Genomic DNA, 16257 nt, shown 5'->3' with positions numbered 1-16257 from the left:
TCTAACCATTAGGTTAGTTGTTAGCGGTGTAACAGTTGGAATCTTTGGTTGAGAATAAGTTTCTTGGTATATTGATGTTTTGGTCGACTGAGAATTTTTGCTGTGTCGCCCATCTCTACCACTTGTCCTTTGCTTAAAACCATTATCTTATCGCTAAAATGCCTAACAATACCTAAGTTATGAGAAATTAAAATATAAGCGAGTCCCATCTGTTCTTGTAAATCGAGCAACAGGTTAATCATTTGCGAGCGTAACGAAGGGTCGAGAGAAGCTAAGGCCTCATCTAATATAATCACCTGTGGTTGTAATATTATCGCGCGAGCTAATGATATGCGCTGTTTTTGACCACCAGAGAACATATGTGGATAAAAATTCATATGTTCAGCGAGCAAACCTACTTTTTGTAATGTTTCTCGTATTAGACAATGGCGGTCTTCTTCATTTAATTTGGTATTGATCAACAAAGGTTCATTCAGTAGTTGCCCAATGGTTAAGCTTGGGTTCAATGTTGTCCCAGAGTCTTGAAATATCATCCGTACATGCTGGCATCTTTGCTTAAAGTCTCCAGGTTGTAATGTTTGGCCATTAAGTTTTATGCTGCCCGTTGAAGGCAGTTCCGCACCAACCAATAATTTTGCTAAGGTTGATTTACCCGATCCTGTTTCTCCAACAATAGCTAAGGTATGGTGAGCTTGTACCTCAAATGAAATCGGTTCGAGTGCGGTAAAATATTTTTGATTAAACCATTTTCTGCCTATTCTAAACGACTTACTTAAGTTATTAACCTGTAATAATATTGGCATATTAATAACTTCCCTTTAGCGAGAAGTGGCAACTAAATTGATGACCATGATAGTTTGTTACCTTAGGTGCTACAACACAGGCCTGTTGCGCTCTAGGGCATCTTGGGCCTAATCGGCAACCTATAGGTAAATGTTGTAAAATAGGAATACTGCCAGGTAGCGCCATTAACCGTGATTTTGCTGGCAAGCCACTATTTGACTTTGGGCTACTATCAACGAGTGCTCGAGTGTAGGGATGAAACGGTTGTTCAAATATGTGCTTGGTGGTACCCGCTTCAACAAATTGTCCGCTGTACATCACCGTAATGGTATTTGTCCAATGTGTGACATTCTCAAGGTCATGACTTATCAATAATATCGACATGTTTTTTAATTGGTTTAAACTCGCCAATAGGCGAAAAATTTGCCCTTGATTGGTACTCTCCATTGCCGCGGTGGGTTCATCTGCAATGAGGAGAATAGGGCGTTTAGCGAGTGCCATTGCGATCATTACTCGCTGACATAACGCTTCATTAAGCTGATGAGGATATTTTTTTAAACAAATTTTATGCTGCTTAATACCGACTTTATGTAAGAGACTAATCGCGGTTTCTTTACGTTGTTGATTTTTTTGCCAAAAATAACCGGTTAATTGTTCGCCATCAACCGCCTCGGTAAGTTGCATCCCTATGGTCATCGTTGGGTCTAAGCACGCCATCGGCTCTTGAAATATCATCGCGACATCTTTTGAAATAATGGCTTTGCGTTCATCAACAGATAAGCGCATTAAATCTTTTCCTCGCCAGTGAAACCTATCAGCGTCAACATGCCACTTTTCATCAAGTACGCCGATAATAGCCTGAGCCAATAAAGATTTTCCTGAACCAGACTCTCCAACTAAACCACGAACTTCACCCTCTTTCATGGTTAAACTGACGCGATCAACCGCTAAAATAGGGTTAGTCGCTGATTTCAGCACAATAGACAAATTTCTGATATCGAGAAGGTTCATTAAGCTTCCTTACTGATTTTAAGGGCGTGTCTCATGCCTTCACCAACTAAATTGGTTGCCACCACGGCAAAAAGAATCGCCAAACCAGGTAGATAAACCGTCCACGGGGCAATATAGAATAAATCGATACCGTTTTTTAGCATCGCCCCCCATTCTGCCATGGGAATTTGTGCGCCTAATCCAAGAAAGCCTAATGCAGCAATATCGAGTATCGCAGCAGATTGGGCTAACGTTGCTTGGCTAATTAATTTCTCTAAAACATTAGGAAAAACAGAGTGATATAAAATTCTAAATGAACTTGCTCCGTCTAATCGTGAAGCCAGAACATAGTCTTTTCTGAACTCTTGAGTAACGACATTACGGGTTATATGAACAAATTGTGGGATAAGCACAATAATAATCGCCCATAAGGTATTGCTCAACCCTGGCCCCAAGATAGCGACAATAACAATTGCTAGCAATAAAGAAGGAATAGATAAAATTACATCAAGAAAATGGTTAAGAAAACTTGATTTTATTCCTGATGTTAAAGCAGATACCGAGCCAATAACACCACCAATACCTAAAGAAATAAGCACCACAACAAAACTTAAGCCAAAAGTCAGTGATGTGCCGTGCATTAAGCGAGACAACATGTCACGACCCAAATTATCGGTGCCTAATAAAAAACTGACATTACCATCTTCGTGCCATGCTGGTGGCAGTAATAAAAAATCTAAGTGATTTTCAACGGGAGTATAAGGTGTAATAAAAGGTGCAAATAAAGCGAGAATTGTTAAGAAAATAAAACAGCTAAAACCTATCATCACTACGGGTTTTACTTTGAAATTATGCCAAAGTTGCAGTAATGGTGAAGGAAACTCTTCCTCTAAGTATATTTTATCACGCGCCATTTCGACTCTCTCTTGCTAAAGGATTAAGTGCTGCATAGATAAAATCGATGACAATATGCACAATAAAAATAAAACTAGAAAGCGCTAAAAGCCCACCTTGAATTGAAGTGTGGTCACGCTGAAATATACTTTCTATTAACCATCGGCCGATGCCTGGCCAGCTAAAGATAACTTCAGTCACCATGGCAATAGTTACTAAGTTAGCAAACTGTAAACCAACATCTCGAATAACGTGCACCATAGCATTTCGTATCGCGTGATGATAAATAATTTGCTTAAAGCTTAGCCCTTTTGCTTTAGCCGCACGTATGTATTGGCTGTCGAGCACATCCATCATTGCCGTGCGAGCTAAGCGTACAAAGATGGTCGCTGGAGCTAGGGCGATAACACACGCAGGTAGAAATATATGTGCGCTGGCATCTTGAAAGGCTTGCCACTTATAAGGACTGTCACTTAATAAAATATCTATAAACTGTATGCCAGTAACATGTTCTATTTCAAACACTAAGCTGAGCTGTCCTGCTGATGGCAACCAACCTAATTGGATAGAAAAAATAAGAATGGCTAATAGGCCTAACCAAAAAACAGGAATTGAATAACCCAGCATAGAAATAGTTAAAATAATATTATCGGTAGCTTTACGGTGTTTAATGGCGGCAATAAAGCCAATAGGAATACCAAAGACCATAGCAATGAAAAGTGCCACTAAAGACAGTTCAATTGTCGCGGGTAAAAAGCGCATGATCTCGTTACTTATAGACAATTGGCTGGCCATTGAAATACCTAAGTCTCCCTGGAAAAGATGACTTATATACGAAAAGTATTGCTGAGCAATATTATTATTTGTTTGATACTGATCAGCTAAAACTATCAATTGCTTAGGTGTCGCATTGATTTGCCCAGAAATATTGATTAACTGTTCACCAGGAAATAAAAAGCTCAAACTAAAAGACAGCAATGTCAGTAGAAACATGGTGAAAATGAATAAGTTTAGACGGCGTAGGGTAAATATCAGCATATTAGTTTTTACTCACCCTGCTAAAGTCGATGCCACCAAAGGGAGATAATAGTTCACCCTTAACAATGTTTTTCCTTGCTTGAAATCGTTTAGAGTGAGCAATGGGAATTAACGGCACTTCAGTTGAAATAATCGCTAACGCTTGACTATAAAACTTTTTACGTTGGGCCACATTTGTTGTTTCTAATGCTCGCTGTATTAAGTTATCAAACTTTTTATGACACCAAAATGTTCTGTTGTTACCACTTCTAGCCGATGAACAGCTCAACAGTGGTGTAAAAAAGTTGTCTGGGTCTGGGTGATCCGCCGACCAGCCTAATAAAACACTCTGATGCTCACCTTTTGACAGCTGTTCAAGAAAAGAGCCCATATCGAGAGAGTTTTCAATTAACACATTAATACCTATTTTCTTTAAATCGGCTTGAATTAACTTTGCCATAGTAACCGCGTCTGGATTATATGCCCGTTGTACCGGTAACGCCCAGAGGTTCATAGTAAAACCATTAGGAAATCCAGCCTCAGTTAGTAATCTTTTAGCTTCAGCTAAGTCAAATGTTTGCGGTAAAGTATTCTTATCATAAGCCCAAGAGGTTGTTGGTAATAAACTATGTGCTATATCGGCTCTAGATTGATAGACAGTATCAATAATGGCTTGCTTGTTAACGGCTAATGCAACGGCTTGACGTACTTTTACATTATTAAAAGGTGGCTTTAAGGTATTAAAGCCAAGATAACCGACATTAAAAGAAGTCACCGCTTGTAGCTCTAATTCAGGTTTACTTTTTATTTTGTTATGAGCAATGGGGAAAGCAATTACATCACATTCACCCGCTAATAATTTTGTTAATCGCCCTGTATTACTGGGCGTTATATCAAAAATAAGTTGCTCTAAAGTACTTGGTTGATCCCAGTACGTTTTATGGGGAGCATAGCGAATATAGGCGCCGGGACGATAATCTTTTAATTTAAAGGGACCCGTGCCAATGGGTAGCGTGTCTATTTCTCGCTTAATATTTTTTAACACTAAGGTGTCAGCATATTCCTTTGATAATATAACGGCAAAGTCACTGGCAATGTTAGCCAAAATTGAACTGTCTGCGTATTTGAACTTAAAACGTATAGTATATTCATTGATTTTTTCAATACTTTCAACGACATTTGAAAAACTTACACTTTGAAAAAAAGGGTACTTTCCACCCGAAACTTGATGAAAAGGGTGCTTAGGTAATAAAATACGGTTAAAACTGAACAGTACATCATCGGCATTAAAAAAACGTGTTGGGGTAAAATAATCGGTTTGATGAAAGGCAACATTTTTGCGTAAATAAAAAGTAACCATTTTACCGTCACGCGTCACATGCCATGACTTTGCTAACGACGGAGCAATAGTGTTTTCTTCGCCTCTAAATGAAATTAATCGGTTATAGAGTTGATTAGACGTAGCATCAATGGTGGTACCAGAGGTAACCGTTTGCGGATTAAAACTTTCAGGAGAGCCTTCAGAGCAATAGACAATACTATGGTCAGTTAATGAGGGATCATTATCAATATCACATGCCGTTATCCAACATAAAAATGGCAAGGTCATTATCTTCAATAAATGTTTTTTAACAGCGAATATCGACATATAACTCAACTACCCTTCGTCTACTGCACTTTCTAATAAGTTATACTTTTTCAAGTAACCTCTTAGTTGATGATAGGTTAATTTGAGTGCGTCGGCAGTTTTCTTTTGGTTATACTGACAATTTTCTAAAGCTGATTGAATCAAATCAATCTCATAGTCTTGAGAAAGGTCTTTTAATGATAAAGGGAAGACCAATGATTGACTAACGGGTAACTGTTGATGGATCACCTCTTGGCGTTTTTCCTCTTTGTTCTCTTTATCAACACTCGGCGCTGCTACCGATATCCTGTCTTGGGTTTTAATACGCTGAGAAGGTCGGTAAGGTGACTCAAACGGGTCAATGACTAAGTCATGCACGGGTAAATGTGGGTTATTGCAACGATAAACACTACGCTCGACAACATTTTTTAATTCTCGTACGTTTCCAGGCCAATGATATTCAAGCATGGCACGTTTCGCTTTTTCAGTAAAACCGCTAAAGAGCTCAAATTCTAATTCGCGCGCCATGTTAATCGCAAAGCTTTCAGCTAACATCATGATGTCTTCAGTACGTTCTCGAAGTGGTGGTAGGGTGATAACATCAAAAGCAAGTCGGTCAAGTAAATCTGCTCTAAATTCACCCGCATCGGCTAAGGTGGGTAAGTCTTCATTGGTTGCGGCAATTAAGCGCACATTGGTATTAATAGTTCTTGAGCCACCCACACGCTCAAACTCACCGTATTCAACGACTCTTAATAGCTTTTCTTGAATTAATCCCGAAGTATTGGCTATTTCGTCAAGAAAGAGGGTGCCATTGTCCGCACGCTCAAAGCGACCTTCATGGCGTTTACTCGCACCGGTGAATGCACCACTGTCATAGCCAAATAATTCTGTTTCTAATAAATTTTCATTTAATGCCGCACAATTAAGCTTTAAATAATTTTGATCCCAACGTTTAGATAAGTAATGAAGCCGAGCCGCAATAAGCTCTTTACCTGTCCCTCTTTCTCCAATAATAAGCACAGGTTTACTCAAAGGCGCTACTTGTGAGACTTGCTCTAAAACTTCAAGAAAATTATTTGCTTGTCCAAGAAGATTATCCTTTTGGTTAAAACGCGACATTACTTGACCTAATAATTGGTTTATTTCACTAACAAATAGTGTATTTTATTAATCATCAGGTTTGAAGTGTTTTTTTTAATTATAATAACTTTATTTAAAACATGAAGTTAAGTTAATAGTAAAACTTGGCGCAAAACATGAATAAAGGATATCAGTAACATTAAATTAAATTATTGAATGAGGAAGTTGTTATGGGTATTTTTTCTAGGTTTACAGATATTATTAATTCGAATATTAACAACCTGTTAGATAAAGCAGAAGATCCTGCAAAAATGGTACGATTGATCATTCAAGAAATGGAAGATACTTTAGTTGAAGTACGTTCGTCATCTGCTAAAATTTTAGCAGATAAGAAAGATTTATCTCGTCAAGCGACTCGTTTTGAAAAAGATGAGCAACAATGGCAAGAAAAGGCTGAACTAGCCTTAAGCAAAGGCCGTGAAGATTTAGCAAGAGCGGCGCTCGTTGAAAAGAAAAAGTGTGCTGAGAATGCATTGTCACTTTTAGATGAGTTGAACCACGTTGATGATCATATTGCTAAATTACAAAGTGAAGTTTCTCAGTTACAAGAAAAATTAGCGGATGCAAAAGTAAGACAAAAAGCAATTATCATGCGAGAAAAAACAGCGACGTCTCGTTTAAAAGTGAAAAAGAATATCGATAGTGGTCGAGTTAATGACGCACTGAGTCGCTTTGATAGTTATGAACGTAAAATTGATGATATCGAATCACAAGTTGAGTCCCTTGATTTAGGGAGCAAATCATTAGCAGATGAAATCTCTGATTTAGAATCTGATGAAAATATTGATGATGAATTAGCGCAATTAAAAGCTAAAATGAAATCAGATAAGAAAAACTAAATAACTCAGTTTGTGTTGAATAACTTATAAGGAGAAGTACTGTGGAAGAACTTATAATGGTTCCTGTCATCATTTTTATGTTGTTAGTTGCCCCTATTTGGTTGATTTTACATTACCGAAGTAAGCGCCAGATAACCCAAGGTTTTAGTGAAGAAGAGTACAAGCAATTATCTGAACTTTCTGAATTAGCCGATAAAATGACCGAGAGAATTAAAACGCTTGAAGCTATTTTAGATGCTGAAACACCTGACTGGAGAAGCAAGGTATGACAGACAAGCGCCGTGGTGAATTATACAGAAACTCGAGCCAAGGAAAAATTGCTGGCGTCTGTGCTGGTCTAGCTGATTACTTTGGCTGGGAAACATGGTTAGTGCGTATTCTAGTGGTTTCGGGTGTTTTACTAGGTATGGGTTGGTTTGTGGTTATTTATATTGCTGGTTGGTTTATTTTAGATAAAAAACCAGGCGCTACCGCTAAAAAACAACAACCAGCACAATCACAATATGCATCAGCTACCATGCACACAGAAGAAGAACTTTCTTCTGAGTCTATCAAGGTGAAGTCGCGTATTTGGCAATCTGGAGAGCCGCCTAAACAAGCTTTTCACGATATTAGACATAAATTTAAATCCCTAGAAAGGGAAGTTCGAGCGATGGAGCATTATGTTACCTCACCTGAGTTTACTGTTTCTCGAGAAATCAATAAGTTGTGATCAACAAAAAATTAAAAAGCGGCTTTTGCCGCTTTTTTAGCTTGTTCGCTTAACAAATAGTTAAGCGTACGACTTGTCTTTGTGATTAAGTGTATCCATTAAATATTAATATAACTTTCAGTAAGATAATTCATGGCATTTATAAATAAAAAAAAGCTGAATAAATTAAAGCAAAAAGCGAGTGATTTATTAAATCGAACGCTCGACCAACACGTTACTTTGGCCGTTACAGGTCTCAGTCGTAGTGGCAAAACAGCCTTTATTACTTCTTTAGTCAACCAACTCGTTAATGAAAGCAATCATTCACAGCTTGGTTTTTTTAATGTTGTTCATCAAGGGCGCTTCATTGCCGCTAAACGAGTGCCTCAAAAGCATTTACACATTGGCCGTTTTGAATATGACCGAGCAATGTCAGCTTTTTCGCAAAATGAACCAACATGGCCTGAGCCGACCCATGGTATTAGTGAGATGCGACTTGCTATTCGTTATAAGCCCAAAGAGTCATTGTTGAAATATGCCAGTGATACAGCAACTTTATACCTAGATATTACTGATTATCCAGGAGAGTGGTTACTTGATTTACCGATGTTAAATCAAACGTTTGAACAGTGGTCACAACAAACAACAACATTATTGCTTACCGAACCTAGGTTTAAATCAGCAGAAAGCTTTATAGAAAAAGTGAATCAAATAGATCCCTTTGCCAAGGTCGATGAGCAAAGGTTGGCTGACTTATCAAAAGAATATACTGAGCTTTTATTACACTTTCGTCACGAACTTGGTTTGTCGGTTATTCAGCCCGGACGCTTTATTTTACCTGGAGAATTAGCAGATGCGCCTATTTTGCAATTTTTCCCTTTCACTGCTTTTGAAACAATGGATAAAAATGCTTATCAAAATGCCAGTGATGACTGTTTAATCGGTATGCTAAGAGCAAGGTTTATTGAATATAAAGAACGTGTTGTTAAAGCTTTTTATAAAGAACATTTTGTTAATTTCGATAGACAAATTGTATTAGCAGACTGTTTAACTCCGTTAAATAATGGTCCTGAGAGTTTTGCTGATTTGAAAACAGCGATGACCATGATCATGGAAAGCTTTAGCTATGGTCAAAGTAGTTTGTTTTCTCGTTTGTTTGCGCCAAAAATTGATAAGTTATTATTTGCTGCGACCAAAGCTGACCATGTTACGCCAGAGCAACACCATAACTTAGTAAAATTACTCGACCAGCTTGTTTATCAAACTAAACATCAGTTAAATTATGATGTTATTGAAATGAAAACACTGGCGCTAGCTTCTGTTAAAACGACACAAGCAGGAACGAGTCGTTACCAAGGGCAAGACATTCCTGTGCTTCGTGGCAAACGCTCTGAAAATGGAGAGCTAATTACGGTTTTTCCGGGGGCGGTGCCGAGTAAATTACCCGAACAAGATTATTGGCAGCAAGAGACTTTTAATTTTATTAGCTTTGCTCCGATGGATCCGATTGGACAACATGAATGTCTACCTCACCTGCGTATGGACCAAGTAATGCAGTTTTTACTTGGTGATAAAATGAAATGAAATGATTGTTGATGTGTTGGCCGCTAAGCATAGTGCTTACCAGCCATCGATACGCATGGATCAAGTGATGCAGTTTTTACCCGGTGATAAATAAAATGATCGACCTTGATAAATATAAGAATGAAGCAAGTAATACAATTTTGCTTGGAGATAAAATAGATGAATGAACTCGATGAAAAATACCAACAGCAAATTCTTTTTGAAAATGATGAGTTAACGACAAAGAAAAGTCATTTACCTTCAAATGGCCAACAAGTTATTGTCGGTAATGACGATTGGCAGGCATCAGAAGATTTATCATTAATTAAGCAAGGGTATTTAAATGATGATAACCCACAGGAAAAAACTAGGCCTCGCTGGTTATGGCGGGTTGTAGGCATTGTTTTTGCTGGCGTTGTTATGGTAGAAACCTTTACATTTTTTCAACAGGGCTTTGCTCAATCTCCTATTTTAGCTGGTATGTATGGTGTTCTGCTCTTTGGTTTGTCAGTTATTGTTGGTTCAACGGCGATACGAGAGTATTCAGCATTAAGACAATTTAAACGCCAGCAAAGTACACAAGCAAAAGCAAAAGATATATTAGCAACTGACTTAGCTTCCCCTCGACATATTGACGCAAAAGCTTTATGTGAAAGCATTTCAGCAAACTTACCTTGTGATTTGATGTCTGAGCATGAAAAAAGTTGGCAGTCGTTGGTCAAAGAGGAATACAGTGATGAAGAGTTACTCCAATTATACTCCCGTGAAATACTCTCAAAAGTTGACGAGAAAGCATTAGATGAAGTCGCTAAATTTTCAACAGAAGCCGTAGTATTAGTTGCTTTAAGCCCGATTGCTCTTGTTGATATGATGCTAATGTTTTGGCGAAATTTACGGATGATTGACAAAATTGCTGGCCTTTATGGTTTAAAAATTGGCTACTGGAGTCGAATAAAATTAATTAAACAAGTTTTCGTTAACATGGCTTATGCCGGCGCGAGTGAGTTAGTCATTGATTTAGGAGCTGACTTGGTTGGTGCTGAACTATTAGGTAAATTATCTGCGCGCATGGCACAAGGACTCGGCGCGGGTATGTTAACGTCACGCTTGGGTATTCAAACTATTAAGCTTTGTCGACCCATTCCTTTTGAAGAAAACACCCCTAAAATAGCTCAAGTGAGGAAAAAAATACTCAGTCAGGTAAAAAAATTATTAATAAGGTAGTTTTATTCCTTGTGAGGAATAAATAAGTTGCTTTTATCTTATTGATTTTATTTGTTATTGTTTTTGTATTTACATTTTTGTAATTTTTTCTATACGCTATTATTGTCTGGTTAAATAATAGTCAGTTAGCGTTTGGTATTTTTCCCGTCAAGCTTGTTTTATTATCAGTGAAGAACATGACTCACTCATTGGTGAGTGAATAATGATAAAAATTAAAATAAGGTAATATCATGGGGATGGCGACGAAGTATATTTCGCGAGTTGCTGATGAAAATGGTCACATTCATTGGTCAGATGAAGAAAATAGCGTTTGGCAGGAATTGATCACTCGTCAATTAAAATGTGTTGAAAACAAAGCGTGTGACGAATATAAATTAGGCTCAAAATTATTAAATTTACCACATGACCGAATTCCACAGTTGGCAGAAGTTAGTAAAGTACTTAAAGAAACAACAGGTTGGCAGTGCGAGCCAGTACCGGCATTGATTGGTTTTGGTGCGTTTTTTAAGTTGTTATCAGAAAAAAAATTCCCAGTAGCTACTTTTATTCGCAGCCGAGAAGAGTTTGATTATCTGCAAGAACCTGATATTTTTCATGAAATATTTGGCCATTGTCCTTTATTAACCAATAAGTCGTTTGCTGATTACACTGAGGCTTATGGAAAAATGGGTCTTAATGCGACTAAAGAGCAAAGAGTATTTTTAGCTCGTTTATATTGGTTTACGGTCGAGTTTGGTTTATTAGATACCCCTGAGGGTATTAAAGTTTATGGCGGTGGTATTTTGTCTTCACCGAGCGAAACCATTCACGCGACTGAAAGCGAGATTGTTGAACGTGAAAAACTTAACATACTTGACGTATTAAGAACGCCATATCGAATAGATGTTATGCAGCCTATTTATTATATGCTGAATAAAGTAAGTGATTTAGATGATTTAAGAAAGTTTGAAGTGGCTGATATTATGGAGTTGGTTGAGCAAGCACAAGCCTTAGGCTTACACCCAGCGAAGTTTCCAGCAAAAGAAATTAATAATGTGAGTTAAGGAAAAATAATGACTGAGCAATTATCTGTACAAAAATGTGAAGCATGCCAAGTTGGCGCGCCACAAGTGAGTGATGAAGAGTTACCGGCACTATTAGCACAAATACCAGACTGGATCCCTGAAGTACGTGACGGGGTTATGATGCTTGAACGTGAGTATAAATTTAAGAACTATAAATTATCATGGGCATTTGCAAATAAAGTCTCTACATTAGCCGAAGAAGAATTCCATCATCCAGCGATTTTATTAGAGTGGGGCAAAGTAAAAATTACTTGGTGGACACATGCTATTAAAGGGCTACACCGTAATGATTTTATTTGTGCAGCAAAAACTGACAAACTTTTGTAATATTTGCTTACATTAGATAATAGCAGCCTCCTACCTCAGGGGGCTTTTTTTTGTTGTACAAATTAGTTTACAATACCGAACAGGAATACTTGGCTATTAAGGTAAGGTAAATGCGTTTAGAAATTGTTTGTTGCGATCGAGTCGGCATTGCCCGAGAAGTATTAGAAATATTTGTTGAACATGAAATCAATTTACGTGGCATTGAACTAAAGCAGCCAGGCGAAATTTTTATCAACATACCTGACTTAGAATTTAGCCAATTACAAACTTTTATGCCACGTTTACGTTTAATTGAAGGCGTGAATGATGTAAAAACAACACCTTTTATGCCCTCTGAACGTGAGCGCAATGAACTCTCCACGCTCATTAAAACTTTTCCTGATCCCTTTATATCTATTGATGCAAAAGGTGATATCCGTATTGTAAATACCGTAGCTGCCGGTATTATGGGCTGTAAAGATCATGAAATTATTGGCGATAATGTTGGCAATTGGTTAAAAGGCTTTAACTTTAATCGCTGGTTAGATGCCGATGAAGTACTTGCTCAAACGCGTCGCTTAAAGTTTCAAGATGATGACTTTGTGGCTGATATCATGCCTATCCATGTGACCGATCAAAGCGGTATCCCCGTTTTAGCGGGTGCGGTATTAATTTTAAAATCAGAAGCACGTTTAGGCCAACAAATAAGTGCTTTTAAACAAGCGAATGAAAATAATTTTGCCGGTATACAAGCAAGTAGTGGCTCGATGCGTAAAGTTATTCGTGAAGCAAAACGCATGGCACTCCTTGACTCTTCAATGCTCATTGTTGGTGAAACGGGCACGGGCAAAGAGCTGTTAGCTCATGCTTGTCACGCCGCGAGTGATCGCAGTAACAAACCTTTTATGACTTTAAGCTGTGCAGCATTACCTGATGACGATGCAGAAACAGAACTTTTTGGTGCAGGTTCAAAAGGCGAGAATAAAGCTAAACGGGGTTTATTTGAATCAGCAGACGGTGGCACAATATTTCTAGATGAAGTGGGGGAGATGTCACCTAAATTACAAACTAAAGTACTGCGTGTCATTCAAGATGGTACTTTTCGTCGCGTCAATGACGAGGAAGAGATTAGGGTCAATGTCAGGATCATTAGCTCAACCAACTGTGACCTTCTTAGCATGGTTTCTACCGGCGATTTTAGAGAAGACCTTTACTACCGTTTAAATGTACTTGGACTAAATATACCTTCATTACGTGACCGACGTTCGGATATTATCCCTCTGGCTGAATTTTTTATTGTAAAATTTGGTCAACGTATTGGTAAAACGATTGTCACTATGTCAGATGACTGTCGTGATTTTATCGAACATTATCCTTGGCCAGGTAATGTTCGTCAGCTCGAAAATGTATTAATTCGTGCGGTATCATTAATGGAAGGCAGTATTGTGATGACCTCTCATCTGCAATTACCTGCATATACACGTGAACATGGTTATCTAGAAAAGGAATTTGAAGGAACTTTAGATGCTGCGGTTAAAAGTTTTGAAGCTGATTTACTTAGAAAACTATACCCGGCTTATCCTAGTACTCGACAATTAGCGAAAAAATTAGGATTAAGCCATACCGCCATTGCAAATAAATTACGTGAATATGACATCAATAAAAAAACCGTTAAAATTTAAATAATTCATACAGATAACAAATAGAGATATAAAATGAAACTTTTTGGTTATTGGCGTTCGTCCGCTGCATATCGAGTAAGAATTGCTTTGCACTTGAAAAACATTGATTGTGAATCTGTACCCGTTCATTTAGTTAACAATGGCGGTGAACAGCACAGTGCAGCTTATATTGCACTTAATCCAACCCATTTAGTTCCAACGTTAATTGATGAGACAGTTGATGGCGACTTGGTGCTAAATCAAAGTATGGCAATACTTGATTACCTTGATAATAAATACCCTCAACCACAGCTCTATCCTGAAAGTATTTATGCTAAAGCACAAGTGCAAGCACTTGCCTTAGATATCGCGTGTGAAGTACACCCAGTAACAAACTTACGTGTACAACAATATCTCGTCAATACACTAGGTGCTGAAGATAGAGATAAATTAGCTTGGAGTCACCATTGGATGAGCATAGGTTTTGCTGCCTTTGAAGAAAAACTACAAAAGGTATCAGGAAAATACTGCTATGGTGATGATGTCACTATTGCTGATCTTTGCCTTGTTCCACAAGTTTACAATGCAAATCGTTTTAAAGTAGATATGTCAGCATTTCCGCTTATTAATGCCATTGTTGAGCGTTGCAACCAGTTACCCGCTTTTATAAAAGCACTACCAGAAAATCAAGACGATGCTATTTTATAATTGTTAAGTAATAATATAAAAAGATAAAAACTCAATTTCAAATAAAAGTTATTTTAGATCACGTATTCCCTTGCAACTTAGATGAAAACGGGTTGCAATGGTTATTCATCATGCATTCTTTAGATAAATTGAATATTAGGTACCTATGGAAGATCAAGCGCAAAAAGGTAAACAAACCTCCTGGGGCATTATTGCCGTTATTATTGCTATAGTGATAGCCGCCTTAGTTTGGTTATATATGTCATCGACAACCGAACAAGAAGTTGTTGAAGTGGCGCCAGTGGCTATCGTTAAAGCTGAAATTCCGCCCGAGCCTATAGTAGAGCCGATATTAACTGAAGAAGAAGTTTTTCCTTTAGTTGTGACAGAACCCGTCGTTGCTATTGAGCCTGAACCGATATTACCAACCTTAAATGAAAGTGATGTTTGGTTACAAGAAAAGCTACCAAGTTTTACCTGGCGTAAAGAACTGTTAAAGTTGGTCATTGATAAAGATATGATCCGCCGTTTTGTGGTATTCACTGATAATTTTGCACAAGGTAATATCGCTTACGCTCATAGTCCGTTAATTAAACCTAATACTAAATTTTTAGCAAATGAGGTTAGCAACGGGGCAAGTAGTGATTGGAAGTGGGATGAGTCAGCAGCGCGACGTTTTACACTTTATGTTGATTTACTGCGTTCATTTGACAGTGAAACACTGGTGCAGTCGTACTTTGAAATGAAGCCTTTGATTGATCAAGCTTATGCAGAGCTAGGCTATCCAGACGACAACTTTACTGAGGTTTTACATGATGCTATTACCAAGGTCTTGGATATGGAAATTCCAAAAGAATCATTAGACTTAGTTCGCCCCAGTGTGATGTTTCGCTTTAAAGATGAAAAAATAGAAGCCCTTGATGCTGCCGACAAACTGTTATTACGTTTAGGTAAAGAAAACCTATTGGTGATTAAATCAGTCTTATTAGAAATTAATGAACGGTTGGCACGCGAGCGTCCATAATTTAAAGGTAATTCCAAGCTAATTTTAAGGTGATTTTAGCTATACACCTGCTAGTGTGGTTAAAAAAACAGCGAACGATTTTATTTATATAACTAGCGCTTGCATCAAGCTAAATCTTTAGCCATAATTCGCGCCGTTGAAGTGAGAACGACAACTTTCTATGGTGACCCTTTCGGTCCCCTCGCAATGATACTCTGTGAACTCGGCCAGATCCGGAAGGAAGCAACCGCAGCAGACGACTCATGTGCCGAGGTGTGGCTGCTAGGGTTGCCACCACTCTTTTTATCAATCACTTACAATCTTTAGCTACCTTGCAACTTTCAGTACCAACTCTTTACGACTAAAATTCCCCATTTATACATTCGAGCCGGTATTTATCGCTAGCGAAATAATTCCATCTAAAGTTCCAAGAATATCCCGTAACAAACAAGCCAAGAAAATATCAACTTACCGACAGATGATTTTACTGGCAGCAATGTCATTTAAAGGGGGTATGATACTTGTCAGCCGTTAATAAATTATTTGCTAATGTCATCACACATTTATAAATCCTACTTGTAAGCACTGAAACGCTCAAAAATGAGTGCAAAGGGATAATGCAGGTCTATTTATGTCTTTATACTTTTAAGGCCATTTGAGTGGGTTAGCTGGTTTCTGATGAAGTGAAAAGCATTTAGCTAGTTAATGGCTAAAAAATGAATATTAATCGGTATTAAAACTTTAACGGTTTAATATAAGGGCAGG

The 16257-nt window shown here is 37.9% G+C and carries 16 protein-coding genes and 1 other RNA gene; 11 read left to right on the top strand and 6 right to left on the bottom strand.

Annotated features, from left to right (window positions below; genetic code table 11):
• Positions 1-20: 20 nt before the first annotated feature.
• The 6 genes from H4J75_RS05810 to pspF are packed head-to-tail and all read right to left on the bottom strand — an operon-like array spanning position 21 to position 6433.
• Positions 21-803, bottom strand: a complete 783-nt coding sequence (locus H4J75_RS05810; protein ID WP_182214938.1) for an ATP-binding cassette domain-containing protein — start codon at positions 801-803, stop codon at positions 21-23.
• 1 nt (position 804) lies between these two features.
• On the bottom strand, positions 805-1794 hold the full coding sequence (locus H4J75_RS05805; RefSeq protein WP_182214940.1) for an oligopeptide/dipeptide ABC transporter ATP-binding protein: 990 nt from the start codon (positions 1792-1794) through the stop codon (positions 805-807).
• Positions 1794-2687, bottom strand: a complete 894-nt coding sequence (locus tag H4J75_RS05800; RefSeq protein WP_182214941.1) for an ABC transporter permease subunit — start codon at positions 2685-2687, stop codon at positions 1794-1796. The genes H4J75_RS05805 and H4J75_RS05800 overlap by 1 nt, the downstream gene beginning before the upstream one ends.
• Complete coding sequence (locus H4J75_RS05795) at positions 2677-3705, bottom strand: ABC transporter permease (RefSeq protein ID WP_182221593.1); 1029 nt, start codon at positions 3703-3705, stop codon at positions 2677-2679. Before H4J75_RS05795 ends, H4J75_RS05800 begins: the two co-directional genes overlap by 11 nt.
• A gap of 1 nt (position 3706) precedes the next feature.
• On the bottom strand, positions 3707-5332 hold the full coding sequence (locus H4J75_RS05790; protein WP_259364600.1) for an ABC transporter substrate-binding protein: 1626 nt from the start codon (positions 5330-5332) through the stop codon (positions 3707-3709).
• Between the two features lie 9 nt (positions 5333-5341).
• On the bottom strand, positions 5342-6433 hold the full coding sequence (gene pspF, locus H4J75_RS05785) for a phage shock protein operon transcriptional activator (protein WP_182214945.1): 1092 nt from the start codon (positions 6431-6433) through the stop codon (positions 5342-5344).
• A gap of 191 nt (positions 6434-6624) precedes the next feature.
• Between pspF and pspA the strand changes: the two genes are divergently transcribed.
• The 11 genes from pspA (at position 6625) to ffs (ending at position 15780) form a co-directional block, all read left to right on the top strand.
• Positions 6625-7293, top strand: a complete 669-nt coding sequence (gene pspA, locus H4J75_RS05780; RefSeq protein ID WP_182214946.1) for a phage shock protein PspA — start codon at positions 6625-6627, stop codon at positions 7291-7293.
• A gap of 56 nt (positions 7294-7349) precedes the next feature.
• A complete protein-coding gene (gene pspB / locus H4J75_RS05775) occupies positions 7350-7562 on the top strand; it encodes an envelope stress response membrane protein PspB (RefSeq protein WP_182214984.1) in 213 nt (70 codons plus the stop codon).
• The gene (gene pspC, locus H4J75_RS05770) at positions 7559-8005 is read left to right on the top strand and encodes an envelope stress response membrane protein PspC (RefSeq protein WP_182221592.1); all 447 of its coding nucleotides are present in this window, start codon (positions 7559-7561) and stop codon (positions 8003-8005) included. The genes pspB and pspC overlap by 4 nt, the downstream gene beginning before the upstream one ends.
• Positions 8006-8137: 132 nt before the next feature.
• Positions 8138-9568: a YcjX family protein gene (locus H4J75_RS05765; RefSeq protein WP_182221591.1), complete on the top strand. Its 1431-nt coding sequence runs from the start codon at positions 8138-8140 to the stop codon at positions 9566-9568.
• 159 nt (positions 9569-9727) lie between these two features.
• Positions 9728-10771, top strand: a complete 1044-nt coding sequence (locus H4J75_RS05760; protein WP_182221590.1) for a YcjF family protein — start codon at positions 9728-9730, stop codon at positions 10769-10771.
• A gap of 230 nt (positions 10772-11001) precedes the next feature.
• Positions 11002-11814, top strand: a complete 813-nt coding sequence (gene phhA / locus H4J75_RS05755; RefSeq protein WP_182214954.1) for a phenylalanine 4-monooxygenase — start codon at positions 11002-11004, stop codon at positions 11812-11814.
• A 9-nt stretch (positions 11815-11823) separates the two neighbouring features.
• Positions 11824-12162, top strand: coding sequence for a 4a-hydroxytetrahydrobiopterin dehydratase (locus tag H4J75_RS05750; protein ID WP_182221589.1), 339 nt, complete (start codon positions 11824-11826; stop codon positions 12160-12162).
• 110 nt (positions 12163-12272) lie between these two features.
• Entirely contained in the window at positions 12273-13823 is a 1551-nt protein-coding gene (tyrR, locus tag H4J75_RS05745; protein WP_182218000.1) for a transcriptional regulator TyrR, read from the top strand.
• A gap of 33 nt (positions 13824-13856) precedes the next feature.
• Entirely contained in the window at positions 13857-14510 is a 654-nt protein-coding gene (gene maiA / locus H4J75_RS05740; protein WP_182217998.1) for a maleylacetoacetate isomerase, read from the top strand.
• A gap of 145 nt (positions 14511-14655) precedes the next feature.
• A complete protein-coding gene (locus tag H4J75_RS05735) occupies positions 14656-15513 on the top strand; it encodes a DUF3014 domain-containing protein (RefSeq protein WP_182217997.1) in 858 nt (285 codons plus the stop codon).
• A 170-nt stretch (positions 15514-15683) separates the two neighbouring features.
• An RNA gene (gene ffs, locus H4J75_RS05730) (signal recognition particle sRNA small type) lies at positions 15684-15780 on the top strand.
• Positions 15781-16257: the final 477 nt, after the last annotated feature.

Source organism: Colwellia sp. BRX10-1 (assembly GCF_014077545.1).
Lineage (GTDB): Bacteria > Pseudomonadota > Gammaproteobacteria > Enterobacterales > Alteromonadaceae > Colwellia_A.
The sequence above is the reverse complement of the archived record's forward strand: the minus strand, read 5'-3'. Positions and strand labels throughout refer to the sequence as shown.

Coding starts and splice junctions, on each gene's coding strand:
- H4J75_RS05750 (WP_182221589.1), top strand. CDS start 11,824: ATGACTGAGCAATTATCTGTACAAAAATGTGAAGCATGCCAAGTTGGC.
- pspF (WP_182214945.1), bottom strand. CDS start 6,433: ATGTCGCGTTTTAACCAAAAGGATAATCTTCTTGGACAAGCAAATAAT.
- H4J75_RS05760 (WP_182221590.1), top strand. CDS start 9,728: ATGAATGAACTCGATGAAAAATACCAACAGCAAATTCTTTTTGAAAAT.
- H4J75_RS05800 (WP_182214941.1), bottom strand. CDS start 2,687: ATGGCGCGTGATAAAATATACTTAGAGGAAGAGTTTCCTTCACCATTA.
- H4J75_RS05765 (WP_182221591.1), top strand. CDS start 8,138: ATGGCATTTATAAATAAAAAAAAGCTGAATAAATTAAAGCAAAAAGCG.
- H4J75_RS05795 (WP_182221593.1), bottom strand. CDS start 3,705: ATGCTGATATTTACCCTACGCCGTCTAAACTTATTCATTTTCACCATG.
- H4J75_RS05810 (WP_182214938.1), bottom strand. CDS start 803: ATGCCAATATTATTACAGGTTAATAACTTAAGTAAGTCGTTTAGAATA.
- pspC (WP_182221592.1), top strand. CDS start 7,559: ATGACAGACAAGCGCCGTGGTGAATTATACAGAAACTCGAGCCAAGGA.
- H4J75_RS05805 (WP_182214940.1), bottom strand. CDS start 1,794: ATGAACCTTCTCGATATCAGAAATTTGTCTATTGTGCTGAAATCAGCG.
- phhA (WP_182214954.1), top strand. CDS start 11,002: ATGGGGATGGCGACGAAGTATATTTCGCGAGTTGCTGATGAAAATGGT.
- pspA (WP_182214946.1), top strand. CDS start 6,625: ATGGGTATTTTTTCTAGGTTTACAGATATTATTAATTCGAATATTAAC.
- H4J75_RS05790 (WP_259364600.1), bottom strand. CDS start 5,332: ATGTCGATATTCGCTGTTAAAAAACATTTATTGAAGATAATGACCTTG.
- H4J75_RS05735 (WP_182217997.1), top strand. CDS start 14,656: ATGGAAGATCAAGCGCAAAAAGGTAAACAAACCTCCTGGGGCATTATT.
- maiA (WP_182217998.1), top strand. CDS start 13,857: ATGAAACTTTTTGGTTATTGGCGTTCGTCCGCTGCATATCGAGTAAGA.
- pspB (WP_182214984.1), top strand. CDS start 7,350: ATGGTTCCTGTCATCATTTTTATGTTGTTAGTTGCCCCTATTTGGTTG.
- tyrR (WP_182218000.1), top strand. CDS start 12,273: ATGCGTTTAGAAATTGTTTGTTGCGATCGAGTCGGCATTGCCCGAGAA.